This is a genomic window from Actinotalea sp. Marseille-Q4924 (assembly GCF_916618755.1).
Classification (GTDB): domain Bacteria; phylum Actinomycetota; class Actinomycetes; order Actinomycetales; family Cellulomonadaceae; genus Actinotalea.
Genome location: NZ_CAKAKB010000002.1, coordinates 406,771 through 432,177, shown reverse-complemented (window position 1 = coordinate 432,177; position 25,407 = coordinate 406,771). Strand labels below are relative to the sequence as shown.

Genomic DNA, 25,407 nt, shown 5'->3' with positions numbered 1-25,407 from the left:
GGGAGGCGTTACTTGGCGTCGGCCTTCTTGCCGTAGCGCGCCTCGAACCGGGCCACGCGGCCGCCGGTGTCGAGGATCTTCTGCTTGCCCGTGTAGAACGGGTGGCAGGCGGCGCAGACGTCCGCGTGGATCTGGCCGTTCTTCTGCGTGCTGCGCGTCGTGAAGGTGTTCCCGCAGGTGCAGGTCACCGTCGTCTCGACGTACTCCGGGTGGATGTCGTTCTTCACGGGGGTTCTCCTCAGGTCACGGGTCTCCGGGTCGGGGACGGGATCGTCCACGGGAACCGGAGGCCAAGGGGACAGTCTGCCAGAACGCCGGTGGGCCGCGGAAACGTCCCTCCGTGGCGCCCCCGGTGCCGGCCGGCGCGTCAGTCGTTGCCGTGGTGCCCCGGGGCACTGGGCGTCGTCTTCTGCACCTGGAGCAGGAACTCCACGTTGGAGCTGGTCTCCCGGAGCTTCGACAGCAGCAGCTCGATGGCCTGCTGCTGGTCGAGCGCGCTCATGACGCGGCGGAGCTTCCAGTTGATCTTCAGCTCGTCCGCCGGCACGAGGATCTCCTCGCGCCGGGTCCCGGAGGCGTCCACGTCCACGGCGGGGAAGATCCGCTTGTCCGCCAGCGACCGGGAGAGCTTGAGCTCCATGTTCCCGGTCCCCTTGAACTCCTCGAAGATCACCTCGTCGGCCTTGGACCCGGTCTCGACCAGGGCGGTCGCGAGGATCGTCAGCGATCCCCCGTGCTCGATGTTGCGCGCGGCACCGAAGAAGCGCTTCGGCGGGTACAGGGCGCTCGAGTCGACGCCGCCCGACAGGATCCGCCCCGACGCGGGGGCGGCGATGTTGTACGCGCGCCCCAGCCGGGTGATCGAGTCCAGCAGGACGACGACGTCCTGGCCCAGCTCCACGAGGCGCTTCGCCCGCTCGATGGCCAGCTCGGCCACGGTCGTGTGGTCGTCCGCCGGTCGGTCGAAGGTCGAGGCGATGACCTCCCCCTTGACCGTGCGCTGCATGTCCGTGACCTCCTCGGGCCGCTCGTCGACGAGCACGACCATGAGGTGGACCTCGGGGTTGTTCGTGGTGATCGCGTTGGCGATCGCCTGCAGCACGAGCGTCTTGCCGGCCTTGGGCGGGGAGACGATGAGGCCGCGCTGGCCCTTGCCGATCGGGGCCACGAGGTCGATGACCCGGGTGGTGAGGATGTTCGGCAGGGTCTCCAGCCGCAGGCGCTCCTGCGGGTACAGCGGCGTGAGCTTGCCGAACTCGGCCCGCGCGCGCGCCTGCTCCGGCGACGTGCCGTTGACCGAGTCGAGCCGGACCAGCGCGTTCACCTTGCTGGTGCGCCCCTGAGCCTGCTGCTCGCCCTCGCGCGGCTGACGGACCGCGCCGACGATCGCATCGCCCTTGCGCAGACCGTTCTTCTTCACCTGGTTCATCGACACGTACACGTCGTTGTCGCCCGGCAGGTAGCCGCTCGTGCGGACGAACGCGTAGTTGTCCTTGATGTCCAGGATGCCGGCGACGGGCAGCAGGACGTCGTCCTCGCCGACCTCCGGCTGCTGCTCGTCCAGACCGCCGAGCTCGTCACGGCCACCGCGGCCGCGCCGCTTGTTGCGGTCACGGTCCCGGTAACGCCCGCGACGACGGCGTCCGCCGCCCTCCTCGTCGAACTCGTCGCGGCGCGGCTCCGGCAGCCGGACGTCGCGCGTCTGCTGCCCGCGCTGACCGGCGTCCCGCTGGCCGGCCTCGCGGTCGACCCCGCCGTCACGCGGGCCCGCGTCACGCTGTCCGGCGTCGCGCTGCGTCGCCTCCCGCGGCGGCGCCTCGCCGCCGTCACGGCCACGGCGCTGACGACGCCCGTCCACGGTGACCAGGCGCGCCGCCTCGGCGGCCCGCGCCGCCCGCTCGTCCGGGCTCTCGCCCGCGGCCTCGGCGGCACGACGCTCGGCGTGTGCCGCGATGTCGCCCAGGTCGAGCGTCGGACGCTGCTCCGTCTCGGTCGCGCCCTGCGGCGCCGATGCGCCCTCCGGCTCACCGCTCGGCCGGCTCGCGCGGCGGGACCCGCGCCGGGCCGGTGCGGCGGGCGCGTCGTCGGCGGGCGCGCTCGTCGTGGGCGCTGCGGCCCCCGACGCCTCACCGGCACGCGGGGCGGTGGCGTCCTGCGTGCCCGGCCTCGTGTCCTGCGCGGGGCGCGAGGCGCGGGCGGCGCCCTTGCCGCCCTCACGCCGCTCGCGGATGGCGCTGAGGAGGTCGCTCTTGCGCATGCCCTTCGTCCCGGTGACGCCGAGCTCGGCGGCGAGCGCCTGGAGCTCGGGCAGACGGAGGGTGGAGAGGGCGCCTGAGCGCTGCGCGGGCGCGGTCGTCGCGTCCTGGCCCCGCTCGGCGGCCTCGATGGTCTCTGTCACGAAGGATCCTTCCCCCTCGTCCGGCGGCCCGAGTCCGTGTCTGGAGGTGGGGTCCGCGTGGGTGTCACGCCCGTCGACGGGCGCCGTGCTGAGCCACGAGCGGTCGTGCGCCGACGAGGGCGGGACCAGGTGGTGGCGGTTCTCCCCTGCGGCGTGCGGCGCTGGTTTTCACCGAAGGGCACGCGTCGACGGTTGTCTGCGTCGACGGTCCGGCCAGATGTCCGACAGCTCCGACTGCGGTCGCCGGGGGATGCCACCACGGTACCACCGTTGCCCTGCGCGGCTGGTCACCGCGCCGTGGTTCACCCGGACGGCGCCGCAGGCACCGACACCTCAGGAGGGCAGCCTGGTCGCCGTCGCGCCGCCGTGGTCGAGGCCGGGCCGCAGGACCCGCCAGCCGTCCGCCGTCCGGCCGCGCCCGTCACGGGGGCCGAGGACCGCGTCGAGCACCCGTGACCCGGCGTCGCCGTCGGACGCCCGCTCCAGGACGAGGACCGACGGACCCGCGCCCGAGACGACGGCCGCGGCGCCCGCGGCGCGCAGGCGTTCCACGACGGCCCAGGTCTGCTCCATGACCGGCGCGCGGTACCGCTGGTGCAGGCGCTCGGACGTCGCCTCGGCCAGCAGGTCCGGACGGTGGCACAGGGCGTGCACGAGCAGTGCGGCGCGCCCGGCGGTGTAGGCGGCGTCGCCGTGCGGCACGGTGGCGGGCAGGACGCCCCGCGCCGTCCGCGTGGCGCACCGCTCGTCCGGGACCAGCACGACCGGGACGACGTCGTCGTGGACCGGCAGGACCGTCGCTCGCGGGCCCTCCGTGCCGGACCACGCGATCGTCACGCCACCCAGCAGGGCGGGAGCCGCGTTGTCCGGGTGCCCCTCCAGGCGGGTGGCGAGCTCGAGGACGGTCGCGTCGTCCAGCGCCGTGGGCTCGGCGATGAGCATGCGCGCGGCCAGCAGGCCCGCGACGACCGCGGCGGCGGACGAGCCCATGCCGCGGCCGTGCGGGATGTGGTTCGTGCAGGTCAGGTGCAGGCCGGTGAGCGGCGCACCGACGTGCTCGAGCGCCAGCCGCAGGGCGCGGACGACGAGGTGGTCCTCCCCCGTCGCGACCTCGCCGGCTCCCTCGCCGGAGACCTCGACGGTCACCTCGGCGCTGCCCAGCGCGCGCACCTGGACGAGGTCGTGGTGGGCCAGCGCGAGCCCCATCGTGTCGAAGCCCGGGCCGAGGTTCGCGCTGGTCGCCGGGACGCGCACCTGCACGTGGTCGTGGCCGAGACGCATGCCGGGCCCTCAGTCGAGCCCGAGCGCGTGCGCGATCGAGACGACGTCCGCCTGGACCCGCTCGGGGAGCACCTCGCTTCCGTCCGCGGTACGCAGGGCCCACTGCGGGTCCTTGAGCCCGTGGCCGGTGACCGTCACGGTGATCCGGGCGTCCCGGGGGACACGTCCCTCGCCGGCGAGCCGGAGCAGGCCCGCGACACCCGCGGCGGACGCGGGCTCGACGAACACGCCGACGCGCGCCGCGAGGAAGCGGTGGGCCGCGAGGATCTCGTCGTCGGTCACGGACTCGATGAGGCCGCCGGAGGTGTCGCGCGCGTCGACGGCCTGCTCCCACGACGCGGGGTTGCCGATGCGGATGGCGGTCGCGATCGTCTCCGGGTGCGTGATCGGGTGACCCGCGACGATCGGGGCGGCGCCGGCGGCCTGGAAGCCCCACATGGCCGGGGTCCGGCTCGCAGGACCGTCCTGCGCGTACTCGACGAAGCCCTTCCAGTACGCGGTGATGTTCCCGGCGTTGCCGACCGGCAGCACGTGGATGTCGGGCGCGTCGCCGAGGGCGTCCACAATCTCGAACGACGCCGTCTTCTGCCCCTCGATCCGGTCCGGGTTGACGGAGTTCACGAGCTCCACCGGGTACACGTCCGCGAGCTTGCGTGCCGCGACGAGGCAGTCGTCGAAGTTCCCGTCCACCTGCAGCAGCCGGGCCCCGTGCGCGACGGCCTGGCTCAGCTTGCCCATGGCGATCTTGCCCTCGGGGACGAGAACGGCACAGGTCATCCCGGCAGCGGCCGCGTACGCCGCGGCGGACGCCGACGTGTTGCCCGTCGAGGCGCACACGACGGCCTTCGCCCCGCGCGCCGCGGCGGCGGAGATCGCCGTCGTCATGCCGCGGTCCTTGAACGAGCCGGTGGGGTTCATGCCCTCGACCTTGAGGCTCACCCGCGCCCCGACCTCCTCCGACAGCGCGCGCGCCGGGACCAGCGGCGTCCCGCCCTCACCGAGCGTCACGACCGTGTGCTGGACGTGCCGGGGCAGCCGGTCCGCGTACTCGGCGATGACCCCGCGCCACTGGTGCGCCATGTCAGGCTCCTTCGACTCGCAGCACGGAGACGACCGCGCGCACGACGGCAAGGTCGGCCAGGGCGTCGACCGTCGACGCGAGCGCCGCGTCGGGCGCCGCGTGGGTCACGACGAGCAGGTCCGCCTGCTCGCCGTCGGCCCGGGCCTGGCGCACGGTCTCGATGGACACGCCGTGGTCGGCGAAGACGCGGGCGGCCTGCGCGAGGACCCCGGGCCGGTCGTCGACCCGCGCCTGCACCTGGTAGCGCGTCACGGCCTCCCCGACCGGTCGCGGGAGGAGCTCCGCATGCCGCGACTCGACCGGTCCCTTGCCGCCGAGGACCCGGTGCCGTGCCACGGTGACGAGGTCGCCGAGGACCGCGCTCGCCGTGGGCGCACCGCCCGCGCCGCGCCCGTAGAACATCAGCTCGCCGGCGGCCTCCGCCTCGACGAAAACGGCGTTGTACGCACCGCGGACGCTCGCGAGCGGGTGCGTCGTGGGCACGAGGGCGGGGTGGACCCGGACGACGACGCCGTCGTCCCCGGCCCGCTCGGCGATGGCGAGCAGCTTGACGACGTGACCGGTCTCCGCCGCGAGCGCGACGTCGTCGGCCGTCACGGCCATGATCCCCTCGCAGTGCACGTCGCCGACGCTCACCCGCGTGTGGAAGGCCAGGGACGCCAGGATCGCGGCCTTCGCGGCGGCGTCGTGGCCCTCGACGTCGGCCGTCGGGTCCGCCTCGGCGTAGCCCAGCTCCTGCGCCTGGGCCAGCGCGTCGTGCAGGCCGAGGCCGTGCGTGGCCATCTGGTCCAGCACGTAGTTCGTGGTGCCGTTGACGATGCCGAGGACCCGGGTGACCCGGTCACCCACGAGCGACTCGCGCAGCGGCCGCACGAGCGGGATGGCACCGGCGACGGCGGCCTCGAGGTAGAGGTCGACGCCGGCGGCGTCGGCGGCTGCGTAGAGCGTGGGCCCGTCCTGCCCGAGCAGCGCCTTGTTGGCGGTCACCACCGAGGCGCCGGACGAGATGGCGCCCAGGAGCAGCGTGCGCGTCGGCTCGATGCCGCCCATGACCTCCACGACGACGTCGGCGCGTCGCACGAGCCCCTCGGCGTCGTCCGTCAGCAGGGAGCGGTCCACGACGGGGTCGCGCGGCGCCTCGACGTCGCGGACGGCGATGCCGACGAGCTCCAGGGGTGCACCGACGCGGGCCGCGAGCTCGGCGCCGTCCGTCAGGAGCAGCCGTGCCACCTCGGTCCCGACGACGCCGCAGCCCAGCAGGGCCACCCGGACCGGTCCACTGGCTGTCACCGTTGCCACCTCTCGTGTCGTGCCGCACGACCGCCGTGCGGCGCCACCCTGCCCCATCGCCCTGCCGCGACGCCGTCACGGCCAGGATGTGGTCCAGCCGCTCAGCCCACGTCGAGCGCGAGCAGGTCGTCCTCGGTCTCGCGACGTACCAGCACGCTGACCTCGCCGTCGCGCACGGCCAGGACCGGCGGGCGTGGGACCAGGTTGTAGTTGGAGGCCATCGAGCGCCCGTAGGCGCCGGTCGCGGGCACCGCGAGCAGGTCCCCCGCGCGCACGTCGGCAGGCAGCAGGACGTCGTGGACGACGACGTCGCCGCTCTCGCAGTGCTTTCCGACCACCCGCGCGCGCACGGCTCCGGGCCCCCCGTCGCGACTGACCACCGCGGCGGAGTACCGCGCGCCGTACAGCGCAGGACGCAGGTTGTCGCTCATCCCGCCGTCGACGGAGACGTAGGTGCGCGTGAAGGCGCCGTCCTCCTCCTCGACGACGACGGGCTTGACCGTGCCCACGCTGTAGACCGTGACCGTCGTCGGACCGACGATCGCGCGACCGGGCTCCACGGACACGCGCGGGACGGACGTGCCCAGCTCCGCGCACACGTCCGCGACGGCCCGCGCCATCTCGACGGCGACGCGCGCCGGGTCCAGCGGCGCCTCGCCCGGCAGGTACGCGATGCCGTAGCCGCCGCCGAGGTCCACCTCCCGGACCAGGTGACCGGTGCGCTCGGCGAGGCGGGCGCGCAGCTCGAGGATCCGCCGGGCTGCCACGGCGAACCCGGACGCGTCGAGGATCTGGCTGCCGATGTGCGAGTGGATGCCGACGAGGTCCAGGTCCGGCCGGCCGAGGACGGCCTCCAGGGCCTCCAGCGCCTGACCGCCCGCGATCGACAGGCCGAACTTCTGGTCCTCGTGGGCGGTGGAGATGTACTCGTGGCCCCCGGCGTGCACGCCGGTCGTCACCCGCACCATGACCGGCGCACGCACGCCGGCGGCCGCGGCGGCGTCCGCGACGCGGTCGACCTCGAGCAGGGAGTCCACGACGAGCCGGCCGACGCCGGCATCCAGGGCCCGGGCGATCTCCGTGTCGGACTTGTTGTTCCCGTGCAGGCCGATGTGGTCACCGGGGACACCGGCACGCAGGGCGACGGCGAGCTCGCCGCCCGTCGCGGTGTCGATGCGCAGGCCCTCCTGGACCGCCCACCGCGCGACAGCGGTGCTCAGGAACGCCTTGCCCGCGTAGTAGACGTCGACCTCGGTCCCGATAGCGCCGAAGGCGCGCTCGAACGCCTCGCGGAAGCCGCGGGCGCGGCGGCGGAAGTCCGCCTCGTCCAGCACGTAGGCCGGCGTCCCGTGCTCGGCCGCGAGCGCCCGCAGGTCGACGCCGCCGATGCTCACGGAGCCGTCGGCGGCGACCGTCGTCGTCGCCGGCCACAGGTCGGGGTCGAGCGGGCGGTCGACGGGTCGGTCGGTCACATGCGCTCCGGGGCGCTGACGCCGAGCAGGTCCAGGCCGTTCGCGAGGACCTGGCGGGTCGCGTCGTTGAGCCACAGGCGCGTGCGGTGGACGTCGTCGACCACCTCGTCCCCGAAGGGCGTGACGCGGCGCTGGTCGTACCACTTGTGGTACGCGCCGGCGAGCTCCTCGAGGTACCGGGCGACGCGGTGCGGCTCGCGCAGCTCGGCGGCCTGGGCGACGACCCGGCCGAAGTCCCCGAGGAGCGCCAGGAGCGTGCCCTCGGTGACGTGGTCCAGCAGGGACGGGTCGAAGCCGTCCTCCCGGCGGACGCCCAGGTCCGCGGCGTTGCGCCCGACGTTGACCGTCCGTGCGTGGGCGTACTGGACGTAGAAGACGGGGTTCTCGTTCGTGGCGCGCGCCAGCAGGTCCAGGTCCAGGTCGATCATGCTGTCCGTGGAGGACCGGGCGAGGGAGTAGCGCGCGGCGTCCACCCCGACCGCGCCCACGAGGTCGTCGATCGTCACGATCGTCCCCGCGCGCTTGCTCATCCGCAGCGGCTCCCCGTCGCGGACGAGGTTGACCAGCTGGCCGATGAGGATCTCGAGGTTGACCCCGGGGGTGTCGCCGAAGGCGGCGCACATGGCCATCATCCGGCCGATGTAGCCGTGGTGGTCGGCGCCCAGCATGATGACGACCCGGTCGAACCCGCGCTCGCGCTTGTCGAGGTAGTACGCCAGGTCCCCGGCGATGTACGCGGGCATCCCGTCGGAGCGGACGATGACCCGGTCCCGGTCGTCGCCGAGCTCCGTCGTCCGCAGCCAGACCGCGCCGTCGGCCTCGAACACGTGCCCCAGCTCGCGCAGCCGCGCGATCGCCCGCTCCACGGCCCCGGAGCGGTGCAGGGAGTCCTCGTGGAAGTACACGTCGAAGTCGACCCGGAAGTCGTGCAGGGCCTGCTTGATCTCCGCGAACATCAGCTCCACGCCACGGGAGCGGAAGACCTCCTGCGCCTCGTCCTCGGGGAGGGACAGCGGGTCCGGCTCGCCCGCGGTCGCCGCGTCGGCGAGGACCTGCGCCGCGATGTCGCCGATGTACTGGCCGCCGTACCCGTCCTCCGGGGCGTCCTGCCCCCGGGCGACGGCCAGCAGGGAGCGGGCGAAGCGGTCGATCTGCGCGCCGTGGTCGTTGAAGTAGTACTCCCGGGCGACCTCGGCGCCACTGGCCTGGAGCATCCGGGCGAGCGAGTCCCCGACGGCGGCCCAGCGGACCCCGCCGATGTGCAGGGGGCCGGTCGGGTTCGCCGACACGAACTCGAGGTTGATCCGCTGCCCCTCGAGCGTGGTGTTCCGGCCGTACGCCGGGCCGGCCTCCACGACGGTGCGGGCCAGCTCGCCGGCGGCGGCGGTGTCGAGCGAGATGTTGAGAAACCCCGGCCCGGCGACCTCCACGGCCGACACGCCTGAGACCGAACGGAGCCGCTCGGCCAGGACGTCCGCGAGCGCACGCGGCGGCACGCCCGCCTTCTTCGCGAGCTGCAGCGCCACGTTGGTGGCCCAGTCGCCGTGCTCGCGCTGCCGGGGACGCTCCACCGCGACCGATGCCGGGACGTCGTCGGCGGCGAGGCTCACCGCACCGTCGGCGACGGCGGAGGTCAGGACGGCGTGCAGCGCCTGGGACAGCTCAGCGGGGGTCACGACGGAAGCCTACCGAGCACGCGGAGCGCCGCGGCGGGGCGCCCACCGGGGCGAAGATGCGCCGGAGGCCCGCGGGGGTGTTGAATCCCCCCACAGCGAACGGGAGGTCGGATGACTCGCCGCACGAACCTCATCGACCTTGCCGTCGGACGCCTGCGCCAGCAGATCACCTCCGGTGCCTGGCAGGTCGGCATGCGCATCCCCGCAGAGCCTGAGCTCACCGAGCTCATCGGCGTGGGCCGCAACACCGTGCGGGAAGCGGTCCAGTCGCTGGTCCACGCCGGCATGCTGGAGCGGCGTCAGGGCTCGGGCACCTACGTCATCTCCAACTCCGAGCTCGGCACCGCGATGGGGCGTCAGATCGCGGGCGCGCACCAGCGGGACGTCCTGGAGGTCCGCCGCAGCCTCGAGGTGGAGGCCGCCCGCCTCGCCGCCGTCCGCGCCACCGCGGAGCAGGTCGAGGAGCTCCGCTCGGTCCGCGACCGCCGGGCCGCGGCCTACGCGAGCGGCGAGCTGGACCACATGGTCGAGGCCGACCTCCTCCTGCACCGCACCATCGCCCAGGCCGCGCAGAACCCCGTGCTGCTCGCGCTGTACGAGAACCTCCTCGACGCCATCACGGAGAACATCCGCTTCAACTTCGAGCACCCCGTCCACGACGACGACTCCCACCACGACCTCGTCGAGGCGATCGCGGCCGGCGACGCCGAGGCCGCGATGCGGGAGGTGGACGAGTACCTGTCCGAGTTCATCGGGGACGTCCAGGTCGGCTGACCGGGTCAGGACCGACGTCGCGGGGCTGGTAATGTTCTGCGCGCCCCGCCCGCGTAGCTCAGGGGATAGAGCGTCTGCCTCCGGAGCAGAAGGCCGCAGGTTCGATTCCTGCCGCGGGCACCCACGAGAGCCCCGGTCACCCCACGGTGCCCGGGGCTTCGTCGTCCCCCGTCGAAGCAGATCAGGGCAGCGATCGGGACCAGCTGCGCCAGTCCTTCCGCCCGCGCCAGCGCCCGCCACCAGCTCGCCGACGCCACCCGCGACGGGCGTTGGGCCACCGCCCTGGCCCCCCTGGACGACACCGACCTGCGCCCGCCTCGTCATACGGGGGCGGTCGAGCTGGCCGCCATGAGCTCGGCGAGGACCGTGGAGACCGGTGTCGCCGGCAGGTCCGGGAAGCGTTCCCGCGTCCGGGTGTCGTCGGCCGGCGGCAGCACGTCCATGGCCAGCGCTGCGGCGGCCTGACGCCCGAGCTCGGGGCGCACCCGGCCCACGGTCGTCACGATCGTGTGCAGCACCGGCCGGGGGACGCGTCGGGGGTGCCCGAGGATGCCTCGCGCGATCATGATCTCCCCCGCCAGGCGGCGGAGGGACCACGACTCGGGCCCGCACAGCTCGAGCACCTCCCCGCGCAGCGTCGGGTCCACCGTCGCGCGCACCACCAGGGCGGCCACCTCACGCACGTCCACCCAGGGGATGGGGTTGTCAGCGCGTCCGAAGACGGTCAGCCGGCCGTTGCGCCCCGCGGTGCCCTCCAGCAGGTCGATCCAGGCTTGCGCGAAGGCGGCGCCACGGACGACCGTCCACGGGACCCCGCTGCTACGCAGGTGCTGCTCGGCGGCTGCCTTCATCCGCGCCAGCTCCATGGGGCTGTCGGTCGCGGCGCCGGTCATGGAGACCAGGACGACGTCCGCACCCTGCTCCCGGGCGACGTCCACGAGCGCGCGATTGCCGTCCCGGTCCACGGATGCCGGGGTCACCCCGCCGGGCCCGATGAAGCCCTGGACCGTCGACACGACCACCTCAGCCCCTGTCAGGGGCTCGACCAGCGTCCGGGGGTCGCGGACGTCCGCCCGCACCACGTGGATCCGGGCGTCAGGTGGACCGGGTCGGGCGGTGAGGCCACGGCTCAGGGCGCGAACCTGGTGCCCCTGGGCTGCGAGCTCCGCGGCGACCCGGCTCCCGAGGAAGCCCGATCCTCCTGCGACGACGACGAGCATGTCGAGCGACCCCCTCCCGAAGAGCACGACGACTGGTCCCAGTCGACGCCTGGCCGGGGCGGGCCGCGAGGGCCCTAGGTCACACGCGGCACCTGTCGACCCTGATCCCGCACGCACCGGGGACTTCCCGCACGGCCCGGGAAGGTCACCCACCCATGGCGCCCGGAAGGGCTCGGGACGTTCGTCGCAGGCGCCCGACGCTCCGGCGGGTTGCATGGGTGGGCCTCTGTGACGGGAGAACAGCATGACGAGCATCCACCAGGACCCGGTCGTGGGCGGCGCGCCCGCGCCCCTGGTCCCGCACTCGCTGCGCATCGACGGCGTCGGCGCCATGCTCAACGCCGAGCTCGCCGACGACCCGGTGTACGACGGCGTCGAGCTGCAGTCGTTCGACGACGACACCCACGGCACGGGGATGCTCGTGTTCCTGTCACGGCGCGCGGACCGCAGCGTCGACTACTACGTGCAGCGCGGGCTGCGCCTCGACGCCGCCGGTTACCGGATCGGTGGGGGGACCCGGTCCTGGACCGAGACGGAGTTCGACGTCGCCCGGCTCCAGGTCGCAGCGGACGGCGTCCTGGCCGAGGTGCGGTTCACCGACGTGGACGGGCGCGCGGTCGAGGTGCACGTCGACGACCGCGACGGACGGCCGCGCCGCCGCGCTCGCCTGCTCGCGCCCGTGAGCGCCGGGATCGTGCAGCCTGGTTCCCTGCTGATGGTCTGGATGGGCGGCTTCGACCTGGTCCGCGTCGCGGGCCGAGCGCCCGTCATCCGCATCGGCGGACGCACCGCGAGCATCGGACGGCTCCCCGGCGCCCTGCTGCACCGGCGTCACCTCGTCAAGTACGCGACGGCGCTGTGCTCCGTGGAGCTGGACCGGGACGGGGACGCCCCTGCCGGTGCCGGCGGCACCGGCGAGGTGGAGGTCACCGCCGACGGGTCCGCCGTCCGCCGCGTCACCGCCGCACGGGACGGTCACGCCGCCCGGGTGACGTTCGACCCGCCGTTCCCCGACCTGCGCACCCTGCCGGACGGGAACCGCTCGGGTGGACGGTGGACCATCGAGATCGACGGGAGCCGAGTCACCTGGCGGCGCATGGTCGGCCGTGCGCCGCGGCGACGTGGCGGACGTCAGCCTGGACCGCCTGGAGCGCTGGAGACCCCGCGGCCTGCCGCTGCTCATGCGGGTCGTCACGACGGTCGTGCCCGTCTTCCGACGGTGGCCGACGACGTACGAGTGGCACGGGGCGGTGGATCTTGCGCGCGCCGGCTGCCACGGCGCATGGCGTCGTACCGGCGGCGACGACGGCGCCGCATACCGCCGCGCGACGGGCAGCTGACCGGTCGCGACCGCCGGTCACCGCGGTGAGCGGACGCCCTCACGGACGACCGAATGCCCCCGTCGGCGGACGGGGGCATCGGTCGAACCGGCTGGGACGGTCGGGCCGTCAGTCCTCGAGGCGCGGCTGCGGGACGCCGTGCAGCAGGCTGCGGACCTCGGCCTCGCTGTAGCGGCGGTGGCCACCGAGGGTGCGGATGGCGGAGAGCTTGCCGGCCTTGGCCCAGCGCGTCACCGTCTTCGGGTCCACGCGGAACATGCTGGCGACCTCGGCCGGGGTGAGCAGCGCACCCGGGGCGTCGGTACGGTCCTGCTGGGAGGTCTGAGGCGACATCGCGCACTCCTTCGTCGTTCGGTGAGCCCGGCCGACCCTTGGGGTCCCGTTGGCTTTGCGTCCCCACCTCGCGGTGGGTTTGCCCTTTTCGCTGACAAGGACACGTTGACACAATCCGGACATCTGCGCAATGCCCTGCGCCGCCTGTCATCGCACTGTCACCCGATCGCCGCAGCCCGGGTGCACGACCGGCCCCGCGCGCCGTCGTCGCGGTCACACCCGTCATCACCGGCCGTCCCTGGCGGGCCGCCGCACGCCACCACCCTGGCCGTCCTCGACGCGCGAGCCCGTGGGTCGCGACCTAGCGTGGTGGCGACGCGCTGCGCCGCAGACCGCGACGCCGCGCGCGCCCCGACCGTCGAGACCAGGAGGTACCCATGCCGAGCGTCCAGGAGTCCATCGACGTCGACGTCCCGCTGTCGACCGTCTACAACCAGTGGACCCAGTTCGAGGACTTCCCCCACTTCATGGGCGGCGTCGAGCAGGTCACGCAGGTCAGCGACACGCTGACCCACTGGAAGACCTCGATCGGCGGCGTCGAGCGTGAGTTCGACGCCGAGATCACCGAGCAGCACCCGGACGAGCGCGTCGCGTGGAAGAGCATCGACGGCAAGACCCACGCGGGCGTCGTCACGTTCCACCGCCTGAGCGACACCAGCACGCGTGTCATGGTCCAGATCGACTGGGAGACCGAGTCGCTGGCCGAGAAGGCCGGCGCGGCCCTCGGCGTCGACGACCGGCAGGTGAAGAAGGACCTCGCGCGCTTCAAGGAGTTCATCGAGGCCCGCGGGGCCGAGACCGGCGGCTGGCGGGGCGACGTCGAGCACCCCTGACCGCTGCACCTGCGTGACCGACGGGCGTCCCTGAGGGGGCGCCCGTCGCGCGTTACGGTGCCGGGATGAGCCCGGCACCCGAGGACCTCAGCACCGACGACGCCGCGGTGCGCCCGTCGCCCCTGCCGCCCGAGGGTGCGGAGCTCGTGCGCGGGCTCCGGCACGGCGGCAGCCTCAAGTGGACCGGGGTGGACGCGGAGATCGCCGCGTGGGTCGCGGAGTCGGACCTCGGCACCGCACCCGCCGTGCGCGACGCCGCCGCCCGGGCCGTGACGGCGGGCCTGACCGGCTACCTGCCGCCCCGTCTGCGCCGGGAGCTCGGCGAGGCGACGGCGGACTGGTACGACCGGCGCTACGGCTGGCGGCCGCGGCCCGAGCGGGTCCACCCCGTCGCGGACGTGCTCGAGGCGCTGCGCGTCACCGTGGACCACCTCACCCGCGCCGGCTCCCCCGTCGTCGTGCCGACACCGGCGTACATGCCGTTCCTCACCGCGCCCCGGCAGTGGGGGCGCGAGGTGCTGGAGGTCCCCATGGCGACGGACACTGCCCGCGGCCACGTCCTGGACCTCCACGCCGTCGCCGCCGCGTTCCGCGCCGGCGGGCAGCTGCTCGTCCTCACCAACCCGCACAACCCGACCGGCCGGGTCCACACGACCGCCGAGCTCGAGGCGCTCACGGCCGTCGTCGAGCACCACGGCGGCCGCGTCTTCTCCGACGAGATCCACGCTCCCCTGGTGCACGAGGGCCACACGCACGTCCCCTACGCCTCGACGAGCGCGGCGGCGGCCGCGCACACCGTCACGGCGACGTCCGCCTCCAAGGCCTGGAACGTCCCAGGGCTCAAGTGCGCCCAGGTGCTGCTCACGGCGGACCACGACGTCGCGGCGTGGCGTCGCGTGGACCACCTCGCCACGCACGGGGCATCCACGGTGGGGGTGGTCGCGAACGTGGCGGCGTACCGCGACGGCGCCGCCTGGCTGGACGGCGCCCTCCGCGAGCTCGGGACCCACCGCGACGCGCTCGTCGAGGGCCTGGTCGCCGGCGGGGCCACGGACCTCGACGAGCGCGCGGGCACGGGCTCCCTCCTGACGCACCGCAGCCCGGAGGGCACCTACCTCGCGTGGCTCGACCTCCGGCCGGCCTTCGCGGCATCGGGTGTCCCGCTTCCCCTCGACCTGGGCGGCTGGCTGCGCCGACGGACCTCGGTCGCCGTCGTCGACGGGGCGCTGTGCGGGGTGGCGGGCGCTGTCCGCGTGAACCTCGCGATGCCGCGACCCCTCGTGGTGGAGGCGGGTCGCCGCATCGCCGCCGCGCTGCCGCGCTGAGCACAGGCTGAGCACAGGACGACGAGGCCGGGGGCACCGGCCCCGTCGTCCGTCACCGGCTCACCGCGTCACGCCGACGCGCCCTCCTCGGTGCGCGAGCCGATCGCCGTCGGCGACGACGTCCCGTGCTTGATCTCGACGCGCCGGGGCTTGGCCTCCTCGGCCACCGGGATCGTCAACGTGAGCACGCCGTCGACGTAGCTGGCCTCGATCCTGTCGAGGGCGAGGCCGCGCCCGACGGTGAGCTGGCGGACGAACGTGCCGTTGGCGCGCTCCCGCGCGAGCCACTGCACGTCGGACTCGGTGCGGCCCGAGCGCTCGGCACGCACCGTGAGGGTCCGGTCCTCCACGCTGACGTCGATGCTGCCGGGGTCCGCCCCGGGCAGGTCGACGTGCATCACGTAGTGATCGCCGGCCCGGTACAGGTCCATCGGCATCGCCGGGACCGTCGGCACCTCGGCCGCGCGCGTGGCGCCGAGGAGCTGGTCCATCCACCGCGCCGTGTCGGTGAAGGGGTCGTACCGCGTAGCCATGGTCGCAACACCTCCTCCCGGGGGTGCTCCGGACCGTCCGGAGCACGGTGCAGGTCCCTGGTGCGGCCTCCGTGTCCGCCCCAGGCGGCTACACCTCTGGTTTAGCACTCGCACCCGTCGACTGCCAAGAGGGGCCGTGCGCTCCGGGACCTCCGTCCCGGCCACGCCCCTGCGGGACCGACGGCCCGCAGACGTGGGACGACGTCGGGACCTTGGACACAGGGGCGCACCGCACGCCGCACCTAGCGTCGGTGACGGGTCAACGGCGATCCACCACCCGTACACCGAGAAGACCCGGAGCTTCCCGTGAGCCGATCAGCCCGACCCAGCCCCGCCGCGGAGGCCGCGACCCCTGTCGCACCCGCCGACGCGATCGACGGCCTCGTCGCCGGCGCCCTCAAGGCGCTCGGCCAGTACGCGACGTACACGCAGGAGGACGTGGACCAGATCGTCCGCAAGGCCTCCGTCGCGGCCCTGAACCAGCACGGCGTGCTCGCGAAGCTCGCCGTCGAGGAGACCCGTCGCGGCGTCTTCGAGGACAAGGCCGTGAAGAACATCTTCGCGTGCGAGCACGTCACCCACCGCATGGCCGAGACGAAGACCGTCGGCATCGTCGCGAGGGACGACCTGCACGGCATCGTGGAGATCGCCGAGCCCGTGGGCGTCGTCGCCGGCATCACGCCGGTGACCAACCCGACGTCGACCGCGATCTTCAAGGCCCTCATCGCCCTGAAGACCCGCAACCCGATCGTGTTCGCCTTCCACCCCTCGGCGCAGCGGTCGTCCGTGGCCGCGGCTCGCGTCGTGCGGGACGCCGCCGTCGCGGCGGGGGCCCCCGAGCACTGCATCCAGTGGGTCGAGCAGCCCTCCATCGAGGCGACGAACCAGCTCATGAACCACCCGGGGGTCTCGCTCATCCTCGCCACGGGCGGCAACGCGATGGTGCGCGCGGCCTACTCGTGCGGCAAGCCGGCGCTGGGCGTCGGGGCGGGCAACGTGCCGGCGTACGTCACCAAGCAGGCCAAGCTCAAGCGCGCCATCAACGACGTCGTGATGTCCAAGTGCTTCGACAACGGCATGGTGTGCGCCTCGGAGCAGGCCGCCATCCTCGACACCGAGATCTACGACGACGCCATGGCGGAGTTCGCGCGGCTGCACGCCTACCGCTGCTCGCCCGAGGAGAAGGGCAAGCTCGAGGAGCTCATCTTCGGCGTCCGTGCGGACGGCACCAGCTGCAGCGGCGCCAAGCTGAACCCGGCCGTCGTGGGCCAGAGCCCGCAGTGGATCGCGGAGCAGGCCGGGTTCTCCGTCCCCGCCGACACCTCGATCATCCTCGCCGAGGTCTCCGAGGTCGGCCCGGCCGAGCCCCTCACGCGCGAGAAGCTCTGCCCCGTCCTGGCGGTGCTGCGCGCCGAGACCACGGAGCACGGCATGCAGCTCGCCGAGCAGATGGTCGAGTTCGACGGCCTGGGGCACTCGGCCGCCATCCACTGCGAGGACAAGGACCTCGTGGAGGAGTACGGCAGCCGGGTCAAGGCGGTCCGCGTCATCTGGAACTCGCCGTCGTCCCAGGGGGGCATCGGCGACATCTACAACGCCTTCACCCCGTCGCTGACGCTCGGCTGCGGCTCCTACGGCGCCAACTCCGTCTCCAACAACGTCTCGGCGGTCAACCTGGTGAACATCAAGCGGATCGGTCGGCGCAACAACAACCTGCAGTGGTTCAAGGTCCCTGCGAAGACGTACTTCGAGCCGAACGCCATCCGCTACCTCGAGGACATGCCCGACGTCCGTCGCGTCACGATCGTCACCGACGAGACGATGACGAAGCTCGGGTTCGTCGACAAGATCCTCGACGTCCTGGCGCGCCGGCCGGAGAAGGTGGCGCTGCAGATCCTCGACCAGATCGAGCCCGAGCCGAGCATCCGCACCGTGGACCGCGGCGCGGAGCGCATGCGGGAGTTCAACCCCGACACGATCATCGCGCTCGGCGGCGGCTCCCCGATGGACGCCGCCAAGGTGATGTGGCTGCGCTACGAGCACCCCGAGGTCGTCTTCGCCGACATGCGCGAGAAGTTCTTCGACGTCCGCAAGCGGGCGTTCAAGTTCCCCACGCTCGGGGACAAGGCCAAGCTCGTCTGCATCCCGACGACGTCGGGCACGGGCGCCGAGGTGACGCCCTTCGCGGTCATCACCGACCAGGACACCGGCGTCAAGTACCCCCTGGCGGACTACGCGCTGACGCCGACCGTGGCGATCATCGACCCCGCGCTGACCGGCAAGATGCCCGCGTCCCTGGCCGCGGACTCGGGCTTCGACGCCCTCACGCACGCGACCGAGGCCTTCGTCTCCGTGTACGCCAACGACTTCACGGACGGCATGGCCCTGCAGGCGATCCGCCTCATCTTCGAGAACCTCGAGGCGTCGGTGCACGGCGGCGAGGAGGCCACGGGCGCGCGGGAGAAGATGCACAACGCCGGGACGATCGCGGGCATGGCGTTCGGCAACGCCTTCCTCGGCATCGTCCACGCCATGGCGCACACGATCGGGTCGTCGTTCCACCTGGTCCACGGCCGGACGAACGCGACGCTCCTGCCGCACGTCATCCGGTACAACGGCACCGTCCCGACGAAGCTCACCAGCTGGCCGAAGTACGAGTACTACGTGGCGCCGGAGCGGTTCCAGGAGATCGCGAAGGTCCTGGGCCTGCCGGCGGCGACGCCCGAGGAGGGCGTGGAGTCCTACGCCCGGGCCGTCGAGCGGCTGCGCGACGCCGTGGGCATCCCCGCGTCCTTCCAGGCGCAGGGCGTGGCGGAGCGCGACTTCATCGGCAAGCTCGACGACCTCGCGATGCGGGCCTACGAGGACCAGTGCGCCCCGGCCAACCCGCGCATGCCGATGCTGGACGACATGAAGGACCTCATGACCGCGGCGTACTACGGGACGTCGCTGCAGGACGTGCGCTCCCGGCGCACGGCGGTGCAGGACGTGGAGCCGTCCACCCAGGAGACGGTGTCCGCCTCCTGAACCGCTGGGCCGGCCGTCCGGTCGCGCGGACGGCCCCCCACCGCGGCCCCCGACCCACCCGGGTCGGGGGCCGCGTCGTCGTGCCCGAGCCGCGTCGTCGTGCCGCGGGCCGACGGCGACCTCGACGCACCGCGGGACGGCCGCGCGGCCGCGGGACCGACGCGACACACTGGTGCGCGGGACCGGGCGGGCCGGTCGACCGGCCCGGTCGCCGCCCCCGCCACAGAGCACGACGACGAGGAGCCGACGCCATGAGCCGCCACGACCAGCCCGCACCACCGCCGAGGACGCACCTGGGTCGCGCCGCGCGCCGGGCGCTGCGTCCCGCGGCCGCGCTGGCCCTCGCGGCAGCGCTCGCGGCGTGCGGGGAGGGCGAGGGTCCGGTGGACGTCGACGTCGACTGGAGCGGTCTCGGTGAGCAGGTCGAGCAGCTCGCCGACGACGCCCGCGGGACGGCCGAGGACGTCCGCGAGGACCTCGCCGGGGCCGAGGTCGACGAGGAGGTGCGGCAGCGGACGGAGACCGCCGTCACCGAGGCGGAGCAGGCCGTCGCCGACGCCCAGGCGCGCCTCGAGCAGCTCCAAGAGGGCGCCGCGCCGGCCCCCGAGGACCTGGCCGAGGCCGAGCGTGCGCTGACCGACGCGCGGGAGAACCTCGAGTCCGTCGCCCAGGACGCCGAGGGCAGCGTGCGGGAGGGCCTGGAGCGGCTGTCCGGCGAGATCGACGGCCTCATCGACAGGGTCGGCGAGGCGTCCTCGTGACGGCCCCGCGACCGCTAGCGTCGGGAGACGTGACCACAGCCTCCAGCGGCACGCCCGCGTTCGCGTCCACCACGCCGGCACCCCTGTCGGGCCACCAGATTTACCTGGCCCTGGACGACCAGCAGGCCACCGTCACTGACGTCGGCGCGAAGCTGCGCCGCTACGCCGTCGGCGGCCGCGACGTCGTCGTGCCGTTCGACGAGGACGTCGTCGCGCCCGCGGGCCACGGTGCGGTCCTGGCGCCCTGGCCCAACCGCCTGCGCGACGGCCGGTACTCGTGGGACGGCGAGGAGCTCCAGGTCGCCATCACGGAGCCGGAGCGCGGCACAGCGCTGCACGGGCTCGTGATGTTCCAGCGCTGGCAGCCCGTCGCCGTGGACGACGCCGCCCACCGGGCCGGCGCCGCCACCACCCTCGAGCTCCGGATGGCGCCCGGCGCCGGCTACCCCTTCGACGTCCTCCTGCGGATCACCTACCGGCTGACGGCGAGCGGGCTGCACGTGCAGGCGTCGGCGACGAACCTGGGGACCCGTGCCGCGCCGTACGGCATCGGCTTCCACCCGTGGCTCTCGCCCGGGGAGGGCAGCCTCGACGACTGCACCATCCGGATCGACGCCGCGACGCACGTGACGGTCGACGACCGGCTCCTGCCGACCGGCACGGAGCCCGTCAGCGGCATGTACGACCTCCGCGAGCCCCGACCGGCCGCCGAGGTCGACGTCGACGACGCCTTCGTCGACGTCCTGCGCGACGAGGACGGGCTGTCCTGGATCCGGCTGACCGGTGCCGACGGGCGGACGGCCGCCGTGTGGATGGACGAGTCGATGGACACGTGGCAGGCCTGCACCGGCGACCACCTCAGCGTGGTCGAGTGGCGGCGCACCGGGCTCGCCGCCGAGCCGATGAGCTGCATCGCCGACGCCTTCCGGACGGGTGAGCGGCTCGTCCGCCTCGAGCCGGGCGCGACGCACGAGGTCACCTGGGGCGCGGCGCTGCTCTGACCGCGCCGGCGACCGAGGGCCTCAGCGGGTGACCGACGACCTCAGCGGGTCCAGTCGGTGCCCATCGCCTCCGTGCCGGGCACGTACTCCCAGTGCCACGGCTCGTACGGGCCGGAACCGCCACGGCGCGCCCACGGCGGGTTGGCCCAGCCGAAGACGGGGCCGTTGGTGCGCAGCCAGGCCATGACGTCCGAGCTCGCCGTCTCCGCGCTGCACAGGTCGATCGCGAGGCCCCAGCCGTGGTTGCTGCGCCCGGGAGTGGCGGCGAGCCCGGGCTTGGTGACGGCGATGCGGCGCTGGACGCTCAGCGGACGGTAGGAGTCCGTCATGCAGAGGTCGCGGTCGAACGCCGCGCGGAAGTTGAGGTTCAGCTCGCTCAGCGCCACCGCCGCGTCTCCGCGCAGCGAGTGCTCGGGGTCCCACAGCGTGCACAGGTCCGACGAGGGGATCTGGCCGTTCGGTGCCGTCGCGCGGGCGGATCCGTCGCAGCCCGGCAGCGCCTCGCGCTCCATCGAGCGGCTGACGGGCTCGACGACCTGACGCGGCGCGGCACCGGCGGCCAGCAGGGTCGTCGGCGTCGCGACGGGCAGGGTCGAGGACAGCACCTCGTACGTGGTGGGCAGGCCGGTGGTGCCCGTCACGACGGACGCGGCCTCCAACGGGGCGACGTCGGCGCCGGAGGTGGCGTCCACGACCGGGAAGGCGATCGTCGCGGCGGCCAGGGTGCCGAGGACGGCGGTGCGGGGACCCCAGCGCAGCACCCACGGCGGCACCGGGCGGCGGTCGCGCCCCCGGCCGGAGCCGCGGCGGCCGCCACGCTCGGCGGAGGCACGGAGGTCGCGTCGGGAGGTCGCCGGAGCGGCGGTCGAGCGGACCTGCTCGGGCTCCACGACACCTCCGGGCACTCACGGCTGACTCGGGCAGCCTCGGGCACTGCAGGACGCCGACGTCGCTCCGGACGCGCGAGGGCGCGGACCAGGTGGTCGTCGGTGGCCCCGCGAGGGGCCGAGGGGTGACCGCACCGGAGCGGCGCGAGCGCGGGCTGGGGGCCACGCTCCTCTGCGGTCACGAAACAGTAACGGACGCCACCCCCCGCGACCAAGCCCCTGCGGCCCGCGTCCTCGTGAGCGTCGTCACGGTCCCGGTCCCTTGACGGCGCCCGGTACGCCCGGGTCCGACGCCCGCGTCGCCCGCCACGGCCCTCGCGTGCGCCGCCCGCCACGTCCCTCGGGCGCCGGATCACCTGTGCCACGCTGGGGACCATGAACGCTCCCCGCGCACCGGAGGTCCGGACCGGCGGCGACCCCGCGTCCGTCGTCGTGCTCGTGGTCGAGGACGAGCCCGCGATCGCCACCGCGATCGCCCATCGCATGGCGGCCGAGGGCTGGCGCGTCGAGGTGGCCTCCGACGGCCCGTCCGGCGTCGCGTCCGCCGCCCGCCTCACCCCTGACGTCATCGTGCTGGACGTCATGCTGCCCGGCTTCGACGGGCTCGAGGTCTGCCGACGCGTGCAGGCCGAGCGGCCGGTCCCGGTGATCATGCTGACGGCGCGTGACGACGAGACCGACATGCTGGTGGGCCTCGGCGTGGGTGCGGACGACTACATGACGAAGCCGTTCTCGATGCGGGAGCTCGTCGCGCGGACGCGGGCGCTGCTGCGTCGCGTCGAGCGGTCGGCCCAGCTCGCGGGGACGACGGCGCCGGAGGCGGCGATCGTCGCGGGCGACGTCGTCGTCGACCGGGCCCAGCGTCGGGTCTCGCGGTCGGGCGAGCCGGTGCACCTCACGCCCACCGAGTTCGACCTCCTCGTCACGCTCGCCGTCAACCCGCGCACCGTCCTGACCCGTGAGCGCCTGCTGGCGGAGGTGTGGGACTGGGTCGACGCGAGCGGCACGCGCACCGTGGACTCGCACGTCAAGGCGCTGCGCCGCAAGCTCGGTCCGGACCTCATCCGGACGGTGCACGGCGTCGGCTACGCGTTCGAGCCCGCGGGGTCCTGATGCCGCCCCGCCACGCGGGGCGACTGCCCGACGTGCGCCCGCTCGACCGCTTCACGTCGATCAAGATCAAGCTCGGCGTGCTGGTGACCGCCACCGTGACCCTCGCGGCGTTCGTCACCTGGGCGGGCCTGTACAACGCCCTGGGACCGAGCCGGACGCTCCCGCTCGCCGTCGTCTTCTCCGTCCTGGCCGTCCAGATCCTCGCGCACGGCATGACGGCGCCGTTGCGCGAGATGACCTCCGCGGCCCGCGCGATGGCGGGCGGCGACTACTCGCAGCGGGTGCGGGCCACGAGCCGCGACGAGGTCGGCGAGCTGGCGGACGCGTTCAACCGCATGGCGGAGGACCTCGAGCACGCCGACACGCTGCGGCGCGAGATGGTCGCCAACGTGTCCCACGAGCTGCGGACACCGGTGGCGGCGCTGCGTGCGCAGCTGGAGAACATGGTCGACGGCGTGACCGACCCGGACCCGCGCGCGCTGGAGCAGGCGCTCGCGCAGGTGGAGCGTCTCGGCCGGCTCGTGACCTACCTCCTGGACCTGTCCCGCGTCGAGGCCGGCGCGGTGGCGCTCGACGTGCGGGAGGTGCCGTTGCGGGACTTCCTCGAGGAGGCCGCCGGTGGCGTCCGACCCATCGCCGCGGTCAAGGACGTCGACATCGTCGTCGACGTGGAACCGGCGGGCCTGGCGGTGCCCGCGGACGGCGAGCGCCTGCACCAGGTCGTCACGAACCTCGTCCAGAACGCCGTCCGCCACTCCCCCGAGAGCGCGGAGGTGCGGGTCGCCGCGCGCCGCCACGGGCGGGAGGTGCACATCGACGTCGTCGACGAGGGGCCGGGCATCCCGCCCGCCGACCGCGATCGGGTCTTCGAGCGCTTCCAGCGGGGCAACGCACCCACCCAGCCGGGCGCCCTGAGCACCGGCGGGACCGGCCTGGGCCTGGCGATCGTGCGGTGGGCGGTCAGCCTGCACGGCGGCACGGTGGAGGTGGCCGACTCCGCCACGGGCTGCGTCATGCGCGTGCGGCTGCCCGTGGGCGGCCACGTGCGCCGGGGCCCGCGCACGTCGGCGTGAGCGGCACGGAACCGCTGCGCACCGCCGTCGTGCCGCGGGATGATCACCCCGGTGCCGCGGCGACGGCGGGCCGGCAGCTCCGGTGCGGTGACGACAGGGAGAGGGGGCGGAGATGACGCAGGTGGGCGAGGCGGCAGGGCCGTGGGCGGTCGACCGGACCGTCGACGACGAGGGCGTGGTCGAGGTCCGCGGGCTGTCGAAGTCGTTCGGGACGGTCCGCGCCGTGGACGACCTCTCGTTCCGTGTCCTTCCCGGCCGCGTGACCGGCTTCCTCGGCCCGAACGGCGCCGGGAAGACGACGACGCTGCGCATGCTCCTGGGGCTCGTGCGGCCCACGGCCGGCAGCGCCACCATCGGCGGGCGCCTCTACCAGGACCTGCAGCGGCCGCAGCGCGTCGTCGGCGCCGCGCTCGAGGCGGCGAGCTTCCACCCCGGCCGGACGGCGCGGGACCACCTGCGCGTCTACGCGCCGCAGGTCGCCGTCCCCGACACCCGGTGCGACGAGGTGCTGGCGCTGGTGGGACTGGACCAGGTGGCGCACCGCCGGGTGGGTGGCTTCTCCCTCGGCATGCGTCAGCGCCTCGGTCTCGCGACGACGCTCCTGGGCGACCCGCGGGTCCTCGTGCTCGACGAGCCGGCGAACGGCCTCGACCCGGAGGGCATCCGGTGGCTCAGGGACCTCCTGCGCCACCTGGCACGGGAGGGGCGGACCGTGCTGGTGTCCAGCCACGTGCTGTCCGAGGTGCAGCAGACCGTCGACGACGTCGTCATCATCGCCCGCGGTCGCCTCGTCCACGCCTCCCCGCTGTCCGGCCTCGCGGCCCTCACGCGGACCGGGGTGCGGGTGGCCTCGCCCGACGCCGACGCCCTGCGGCGCCTCGCCGACGAGGTGTGGGCGGGTCGCTGGCGGGAGGTGCCCGGCCGCCCCGGCGCCCTGGAGGTGGACGACGTCGACGCACCTGCCGTGGGCCGAGTCGCGTTCGCCGCCGGTGTGGAGCTGCACGAGCTGACGCCGACCGTCGTCGGCCTGGAGGACGTGTTCCTGCGCCTCACCGGGACGGTGACGGCATGAGCGCGGCGCTGCGCACGGAGTACCGCAAGATCGTCACCACGCGGCTGTGGTGGGTGCTGCTCGCGACGACCGGTCTCTACATGGCGTTCCTCGGCGGCGTGCTCGCGTTCGCCCTCGCGCTCGGGGACGGCGCCATGACCGGCATGCCCACCGGCGGGGACGCCGCCGCGCCGCCCCCGCTGGACGACCGGTCGGTGGCCCTGGCCATCTACACGCTCGCCCCGGCCCTGGGCTACGTGTTCCCCGTGGTGGTGGGGGCGCTGTCGGTGACCGGCGAGTTCCGGCACATGACGATCACCCCCACCCTCCTGGCCGAGCCACGCCGGTCCGTGGTGCTCGCCGCCAAGCTCCTCGCGAGCGTGCCGGTCGGCCTGCTCTTCGGCGTGGTCGGCACCGTGGCCGCCACGGGGGCCGGCGCCGCCGTGCTCGGCGCCACGGGCCACGACCCGATGCTCACCGACCCCGAGGTGCTCACCACGCTGGCGCGCTCGGTCCTGGCCCTGACGGTGTGGGCCGTCGTCGGCGTGGGGTTCGGCAGCGCGCTGACCAACCAGGTCGCCGGGATCGTCGTCATCCTCGCGTTCACGCAGCTCGTCGAGCCCACGGTCCGCATCTTCCTCGGGGCGGTCGAGTGGGGCGCCGGGGTGGCGCGCTGGCTCCCCGGCGCGGCGGGCGAGGCGATCGCCGGCTCGAGCTTCTACAGCGCCACGGGCATCGGGCAGCTCCTTCCGTGGTGGCAGGGCCTGCTCGTCCTGGTCGCCTACGGGGTCGTCCTGGCCGCCGTCGGCCGCGCGACGACCTTCCGGCGCGACGTCACCTGAGACCTCCCCAGGACGTGGCACGCCGCCGTGTGGCCTAGGGTGGATGTCCGAGAGAGGGCCGTCACAACGGCCCTAGGTCCCGCAGTGGAAGAGGGC

The 25,407-nt window shown here is 74.1% G+C and carries 22 protein-coding genes, 1 tRNA gene and 1 riboswitch; of the genes, 12 read left to right on the top strand and 11 right to left on the bottom strand.

Annotated elements, in window-relative coordinates; translation table 11 throughout:
- Positions 1 to 8: 8 nt before the first annotated feature.
- The 7 genes from rpmE to argS all read right to left on the bottom strand — a co-directional run bounded on the left by rpmE (position 9) and on the right by argS (position 9,198).
- The gene (rpmE, locus tag LG379_RS06225; RefSeq protein WP_225753717.1) at positions 9 to 227 is read right to left on the bottom strand and encodes a 50S ribosomal protein L31; all 219 of its coding nucleotides are present in this window, start codon (positions 225 to 227) and stop codon (positions 9 to 11) included.
- A 140-nt stretch (positions 228 to 367) separates the two neighbouring features.
- On the bottom strand, positions 368 to 2,398 hold the full coding sequence (rho, locus tag LG379_RS06220) for a transcription termination factor Rho (RefSeq protein WP_225753716.1): 2,031 nt from the start codon (positions 2,396 to 2,398) through the stop codon (positions 368 to 370).
- Positions 2,399 to 2,731: 333 nt separating this feature from the next.
- Positions 2,732 to 3,679 (bottom strand): homoserine kinase, encoded by a 948-nt coding sequence (gene thrB / locus LG379_RS06215; RefSeq protein ID WP_225753715.1) that lies wholly within the window; start codon positions 3,677 to 3,679, stop codon positions 2,732 to 2,734.
- A 9-nt stretch (positions 3,680 to 3,688) separates the two neighbouring features.
- Complete coding sequence (gene thrC / locus LG379_RS06210; protein ID WP_225753714.1) at positions 3,689 to 4,759, bottom strand: threonine synthase; 1,071 nt, start codon at positions 4,757 to 4,759, stop codon at positions 3,689 to 3,691.
- A gap of 1 nt (position 4,760) precedes the next feature.
- Entirely contained in the window at positions 4,761 to 6,059 is a 1,299-nt protein-coding gene (locus tag LG379_RS06205; RefSeq protein ID WP_225753713.1) for a homoserine dehydrogenase, read from the bottom strand.
- Positions 6,060 to 6,151: 92 nt separating this feature from the next.
- A complete protein-coding gene (gene lysA, locus LG379_RS06200) occupies positions 6,152 to 7,522 on the bottom strand; it encodes a diaminopimelate decarboxylase (RefSeq protein WP_370634448.1) in 1,371 nt (456 codons plus the stop codon).
- The gene (gene argS / locus LG379_RS06195; RefSeq protein ID WP_225753712.1) at positions 7,519 to 9,198 is read right to left on the bottom strand and encodes an arginine--tRNA ligase; all 1,680 of its coding nucleotides are present in this window, start codon (positions 9,196 to 9,198) and stop codon (positions 7,519 to 7,521) included. Before argS ends, lysA begins: the two co-directional genes overlap by 4 nt.
- 111 nt (positions 9,199 to 9,309) lie before the next feature.
- Between argS and LG379_RS06190 the strand changes: the two genes are divergently transcribed.
- Both LG379_RS06190 and LG379_RS06185 read left to right on the top strand, forming a co-directional pair.
- The gene (locus LG379_RS06190; protein ID WP_225753711.1) at positions 9,310 to 9,972 is read left to right on the top strand and encodes a FadR/GntR family transcriptional regulator; all 663 of its coding nucleotides are present in this window, start codon (positions 9,310 to 9,312) and stop codon (positions 9,970 to 9,972) included.
- Between the two features lie 47 nt (positions 9,973 to 10,019).
- Positions 10,020 to 10,092, top strand: a tRNA-Arg gene (locus LG379_RS06185).
- A 200-nt stretch (positions 10,093 to 10,292) separates the two neighbouring features.
- Here the strand turns inward: LG379_RS06185 and LG379_RS06180 are convergent.
- Positions 10,293 to 11,219 (bottom strand): SDR family oxidoreductase, encoded by a 927-nt coding sequence (locus LG379_RS06180; protein WP_225753710.1) that lies wholly within the window; start codon positions 11,217 to 11,219, stop codon positions 10,293 to 10,295.
- 217 nt (positions 11,220 to 11,436) lie between these two features.
- Here LG379_RS06180 and LG379_RS06175 point away from each other — a divergent pair, with 217 nt between their 5' ends.
- A complete protein-coding gene (locus tag LG379_RS06175) occupies positions 11,437 to 12,561 on the top strand; it encodes a hypothetical protein (RefSeq protein WP_225753709.1) in 1,125 nt (374 codons plus the stop codon).
- 79 nt (positions 12,562 to 12,640) lie between these two features.
- Here the strand turns inward: LG379_RS06175 and LG379_RS06170 are convergent, their stop codons facing one another.
- On the bottom strand, positions 12,641 to 12,865 hold the full coding sequence (locus tag LG379_RS06170) for a BldC family transcriptional regulator (RefSeq protein WP_225753708.1): 225 nt from the start codon (positions 12,863 to 12,865) through the stop codon (positions 12,641 to 12,643).
- 18 nt (positions 12,866 to 12,883) lie between these two features.
- Positions 12,884 to 12,959: riboswitch (cyclic di-GMP riboswitch) on the bottom strand.
- Between the two features lie 283 nt (positions 12,960 to 13,242).
- Here LG379_RS06170 and LG379_RS06165 point away from each other — a divergent pair.
- On the top strand, positions 13,243 to 13,698 hold the full coding sequence (locus LG379_RS06165; RefSeq protein WP_225753707.1) for an SRPBCC family protein: 456 nt from the start codon (positions 13,243 to 13,245) through the stop codon (positions 13,696 to 13,698).
- 65 nt (positions 13,699 to 13,763) lie between these two features.
- Entirely contained in the window at positions 13,764 to 15,023 is a 1,260-nt protein-coding gene (locus tag LG379_RS06160; protein ID WP_225753706.1) for an aminotransferase class I/II-fold pyridoxal phosphate-dependent enzyme, read from the top strand.
- 68 nt (positions 15,024 to 15,091) lie between these two features.
- Here LG379_RS06160 and LG379_RS06155 read toward each other — a convergent pair whose 3' ends face one another.
- On the bottom strand, positions 15,092 to 15,556 hold the full coding sequence (locus LG379_RS06155; RefSeq protein ID WP_225753705.1) for an Hsp20/alpha crystallin family protein: 465 nt from the start codon (positions 15,554 to 15,556) through the stop codon (positions 15,092 to 15,094).
- 306 nt (positions 15,557 to 15,862) lie between these two features.
- On the opposite strand from LG379_RS06155, the gene adhE reads away from it, so the two are divergent.
- The 3 genes from adhE (at position 15,863) to LG379_RS06140 (ending at position 20,345) form a co-directional block, all read left to right on the top strand.
- The gene (gene adhE / locus LG379_RS06150; protein ID WP_225753704.1) at positions 15,863 to 18,583 is read left to right on the top strand and encodes a bifunctional acetaldehyde-CoA/alcohol dehydrogenase; all 2,721 of its coding nucleotides are present in this window, start codon (positions 15,863 to 15,865) and stop codon (positions 18,581 to 18,583) included.
- Positions 18,584 to 18,834: 251 nt separating this feature from the next.
- The gene (locus LG379_RS06145; RefSeq protein WP_225753703.1) at positions 18,835 to 19,344 is read left to right on the top strand and encodes a hypothetical protein; all 510 of its coding nucleotides are present in this window, start codon (positions 18,835 to 18,837) and stop codon (positions 19,342 to 19,344) included.
- A gap of 29 nt (positions 19,345 to 19,373) precedes the next feature.
- On the top strand, positions 19,374 to 20,345 hold the full coding sequence (locus LG379_RS06140; RefSeq protein ID WP_225753702.1) for an aldose 1-epimerase family protein: 972 nt from the start codon (positions 19,374 to 19,376) through the stop codon (positions 20,343 to 20,345).
- Positions 20,346 to 20,386: 41 nt separating this feature from the next.
- Here LG379_RS06140 and LG379_RS06135 read toward each other — a convergent pair whose 3' ends face one another.
- On the bottom strand, positions 20,387 to 21,235 hold the full coding sequence (locus LG379_RS06135; RefSeq protein ID WP_225753701.1) for a M15 family metallopeptidase: 849 nt from the start codon (positions 21,233 to 21,235) through the stop codon (positions 20,387 to 20,389).
- Between the two features lie 372 nt (positions 21,236 to 21,607).
- Here LG379_RS06135 and LG379_RS06130 point away from each other — a divergent pair, with 372 nt between their 5' ends.
- The 4 genes from LG379_RS06130 to LG379_RS06115 all read left to right on the top strand — a co-directional run bounded on the left by LG379_RS06130 (position 21,608) and on the right by LG379_RS06115 (position 25,311).
- Entirely contained in the window at positions 21,608 to 22,345 is a 738-nt protein-coding gene (locus tag LG379_RS06130) for a response regulator transcription factor (protein WP_225753700.1), read from the top strand.
- Entirely contained in the window at positions 22,345 to 23,418 is a 1,074-nt protein-coding gene (locus LG379_RS06125; RefSeq protein WP_225753699.1) for a HAMP domain-containing sensor histidine kinase, read from the top strand. The genes LG379_RS06130 and LG379_RS06125 overlap by 1 nt, the downstream gene beginning before the upstream one ends.
- Before the next feature lie 112 nt (positions 23,419 to 23,530).
- Positions 23,531 to 24,490: an ABC transporter ATP-binding protein gene (locus LG379_RS06120; protein ID WP_225753698.1), complete on the top strand. Its 960-nt coding sequence runs from the start codon at positions 23,531 to 23,533 to the stop codon at positions 24,488 to 24,490.
- Positions 24,487 to 25,311 carry an ABC transporter permease gene (locus LG379_RS06115; RefSeq protein ID WP_225753697.1) on the top strand — a complete coding sequence of 275 codons (825 nt, stop codon included), beginning with the start codon at positions 24,487 to 24,489 and terminating at the stop codon, positions 25,309 to 25,311. The genes LG379_RS06120 and LG379_RS06115 overlap by 4 nt, the downstream gene beginning before the upstream one ends.
- Positions 25,312 to 25,407: the final 96 nt, after the last annotated feature.

Excerpts from the sequence above, each read along its gene's own strand:
- LG379_RS06190 (WP_225753711.1), top strand. The coding sequence starts at position 9,310 with ATGACTCGCCGCACGAACCTCATCGACCTTGCCGTCGGACGCCTGCGC.
- thrB (WP_225753715.1), bottom strand. The coding sequence starts at position 3,679 with ATGCGTCTCGGCCACGACCACGTGCAGGTGCGCGTCCCGGCGACCAGC.
- LG379_RS06160 (WP_225753706.1), top strand. The coding sequence starts at position 13,764 with ATGAGCCCGGCACCCGAGGACCTCAGCACCGACGACGCCGCGGTGCGC.
- LG379_RS06155 (WP_225753705.1), bottom strand. The coding sequence starts at position 15,556 with ATGGCTACGCGGTACGACCCCTTCACCGACACGGCGCGGTGGATGGAC.
- LG379_RS06145 (WP_225753703.1), top strand. The coding sequence starts at position 18,835 with ATGAGCCGCCACGACCAGCCCGCACCACCGCCGAGGACGCACCTGGGT.
- LG379_RS06175 (WP_225753709.1), top strand. The coding sequence starts at position 11,437 with ATGACGAGCATCCACCAGGACCCGGTCGTGGGCGGCGCGCCCGCGCCC.
- LG379_RS06130 (WP_225753700.1), top strand. The coding sequence starts at position 21,608 with ATGAACGCTCCCCGCGCACCGGAGGTCCGGACCGGCGGCGACCCCGCG.
- thrC (WP_225753714.1), bottom strand. The coding sequence starts at position 4,759 with ATGGCGCACCAGTGGCGCGGGGTCATCGCCGAGTACGCGGACCGGCTG.
- LG379_RS06170 (WP_225753708.1), bottom strand. The coding sequence starts at position 12,865 with ATGTCGCCTCAGACCTCCCAGCAGGACCGTACCGACGCCCCGGGTGCG.
- LG379_RS06120 (WP_225753698.1), top strand. The coding sequence starts at position 23,531 with ATGACGCAGGTGGGCGAGGCGGCAGGGCCGTGGGCGGTCGACCGGACC.
- LG379_RS06115 (WP_225753697.1), top strand. The coding sequence starts at position 24,487 with ATGAGCGCGGCGCTGCGCACGGAGTACCGCAAGATCGTCACCACGCGG.
- LG379_RS06165 (WP_225753707.1), top strand. The coding sequence starts at position 13,243 with ATGCCGAGCGTCCAGGAGTCCATCGACGTCGACGTCCCGCTGTCGACC.
- LG379_RS06125 (WP_225753699.1), top strand. The coding sequence starts at position 22,345 with ATGCCGCCCCGCCACGCGGGGCGACTGCCCGACGTGCGCCCGCTCGAC.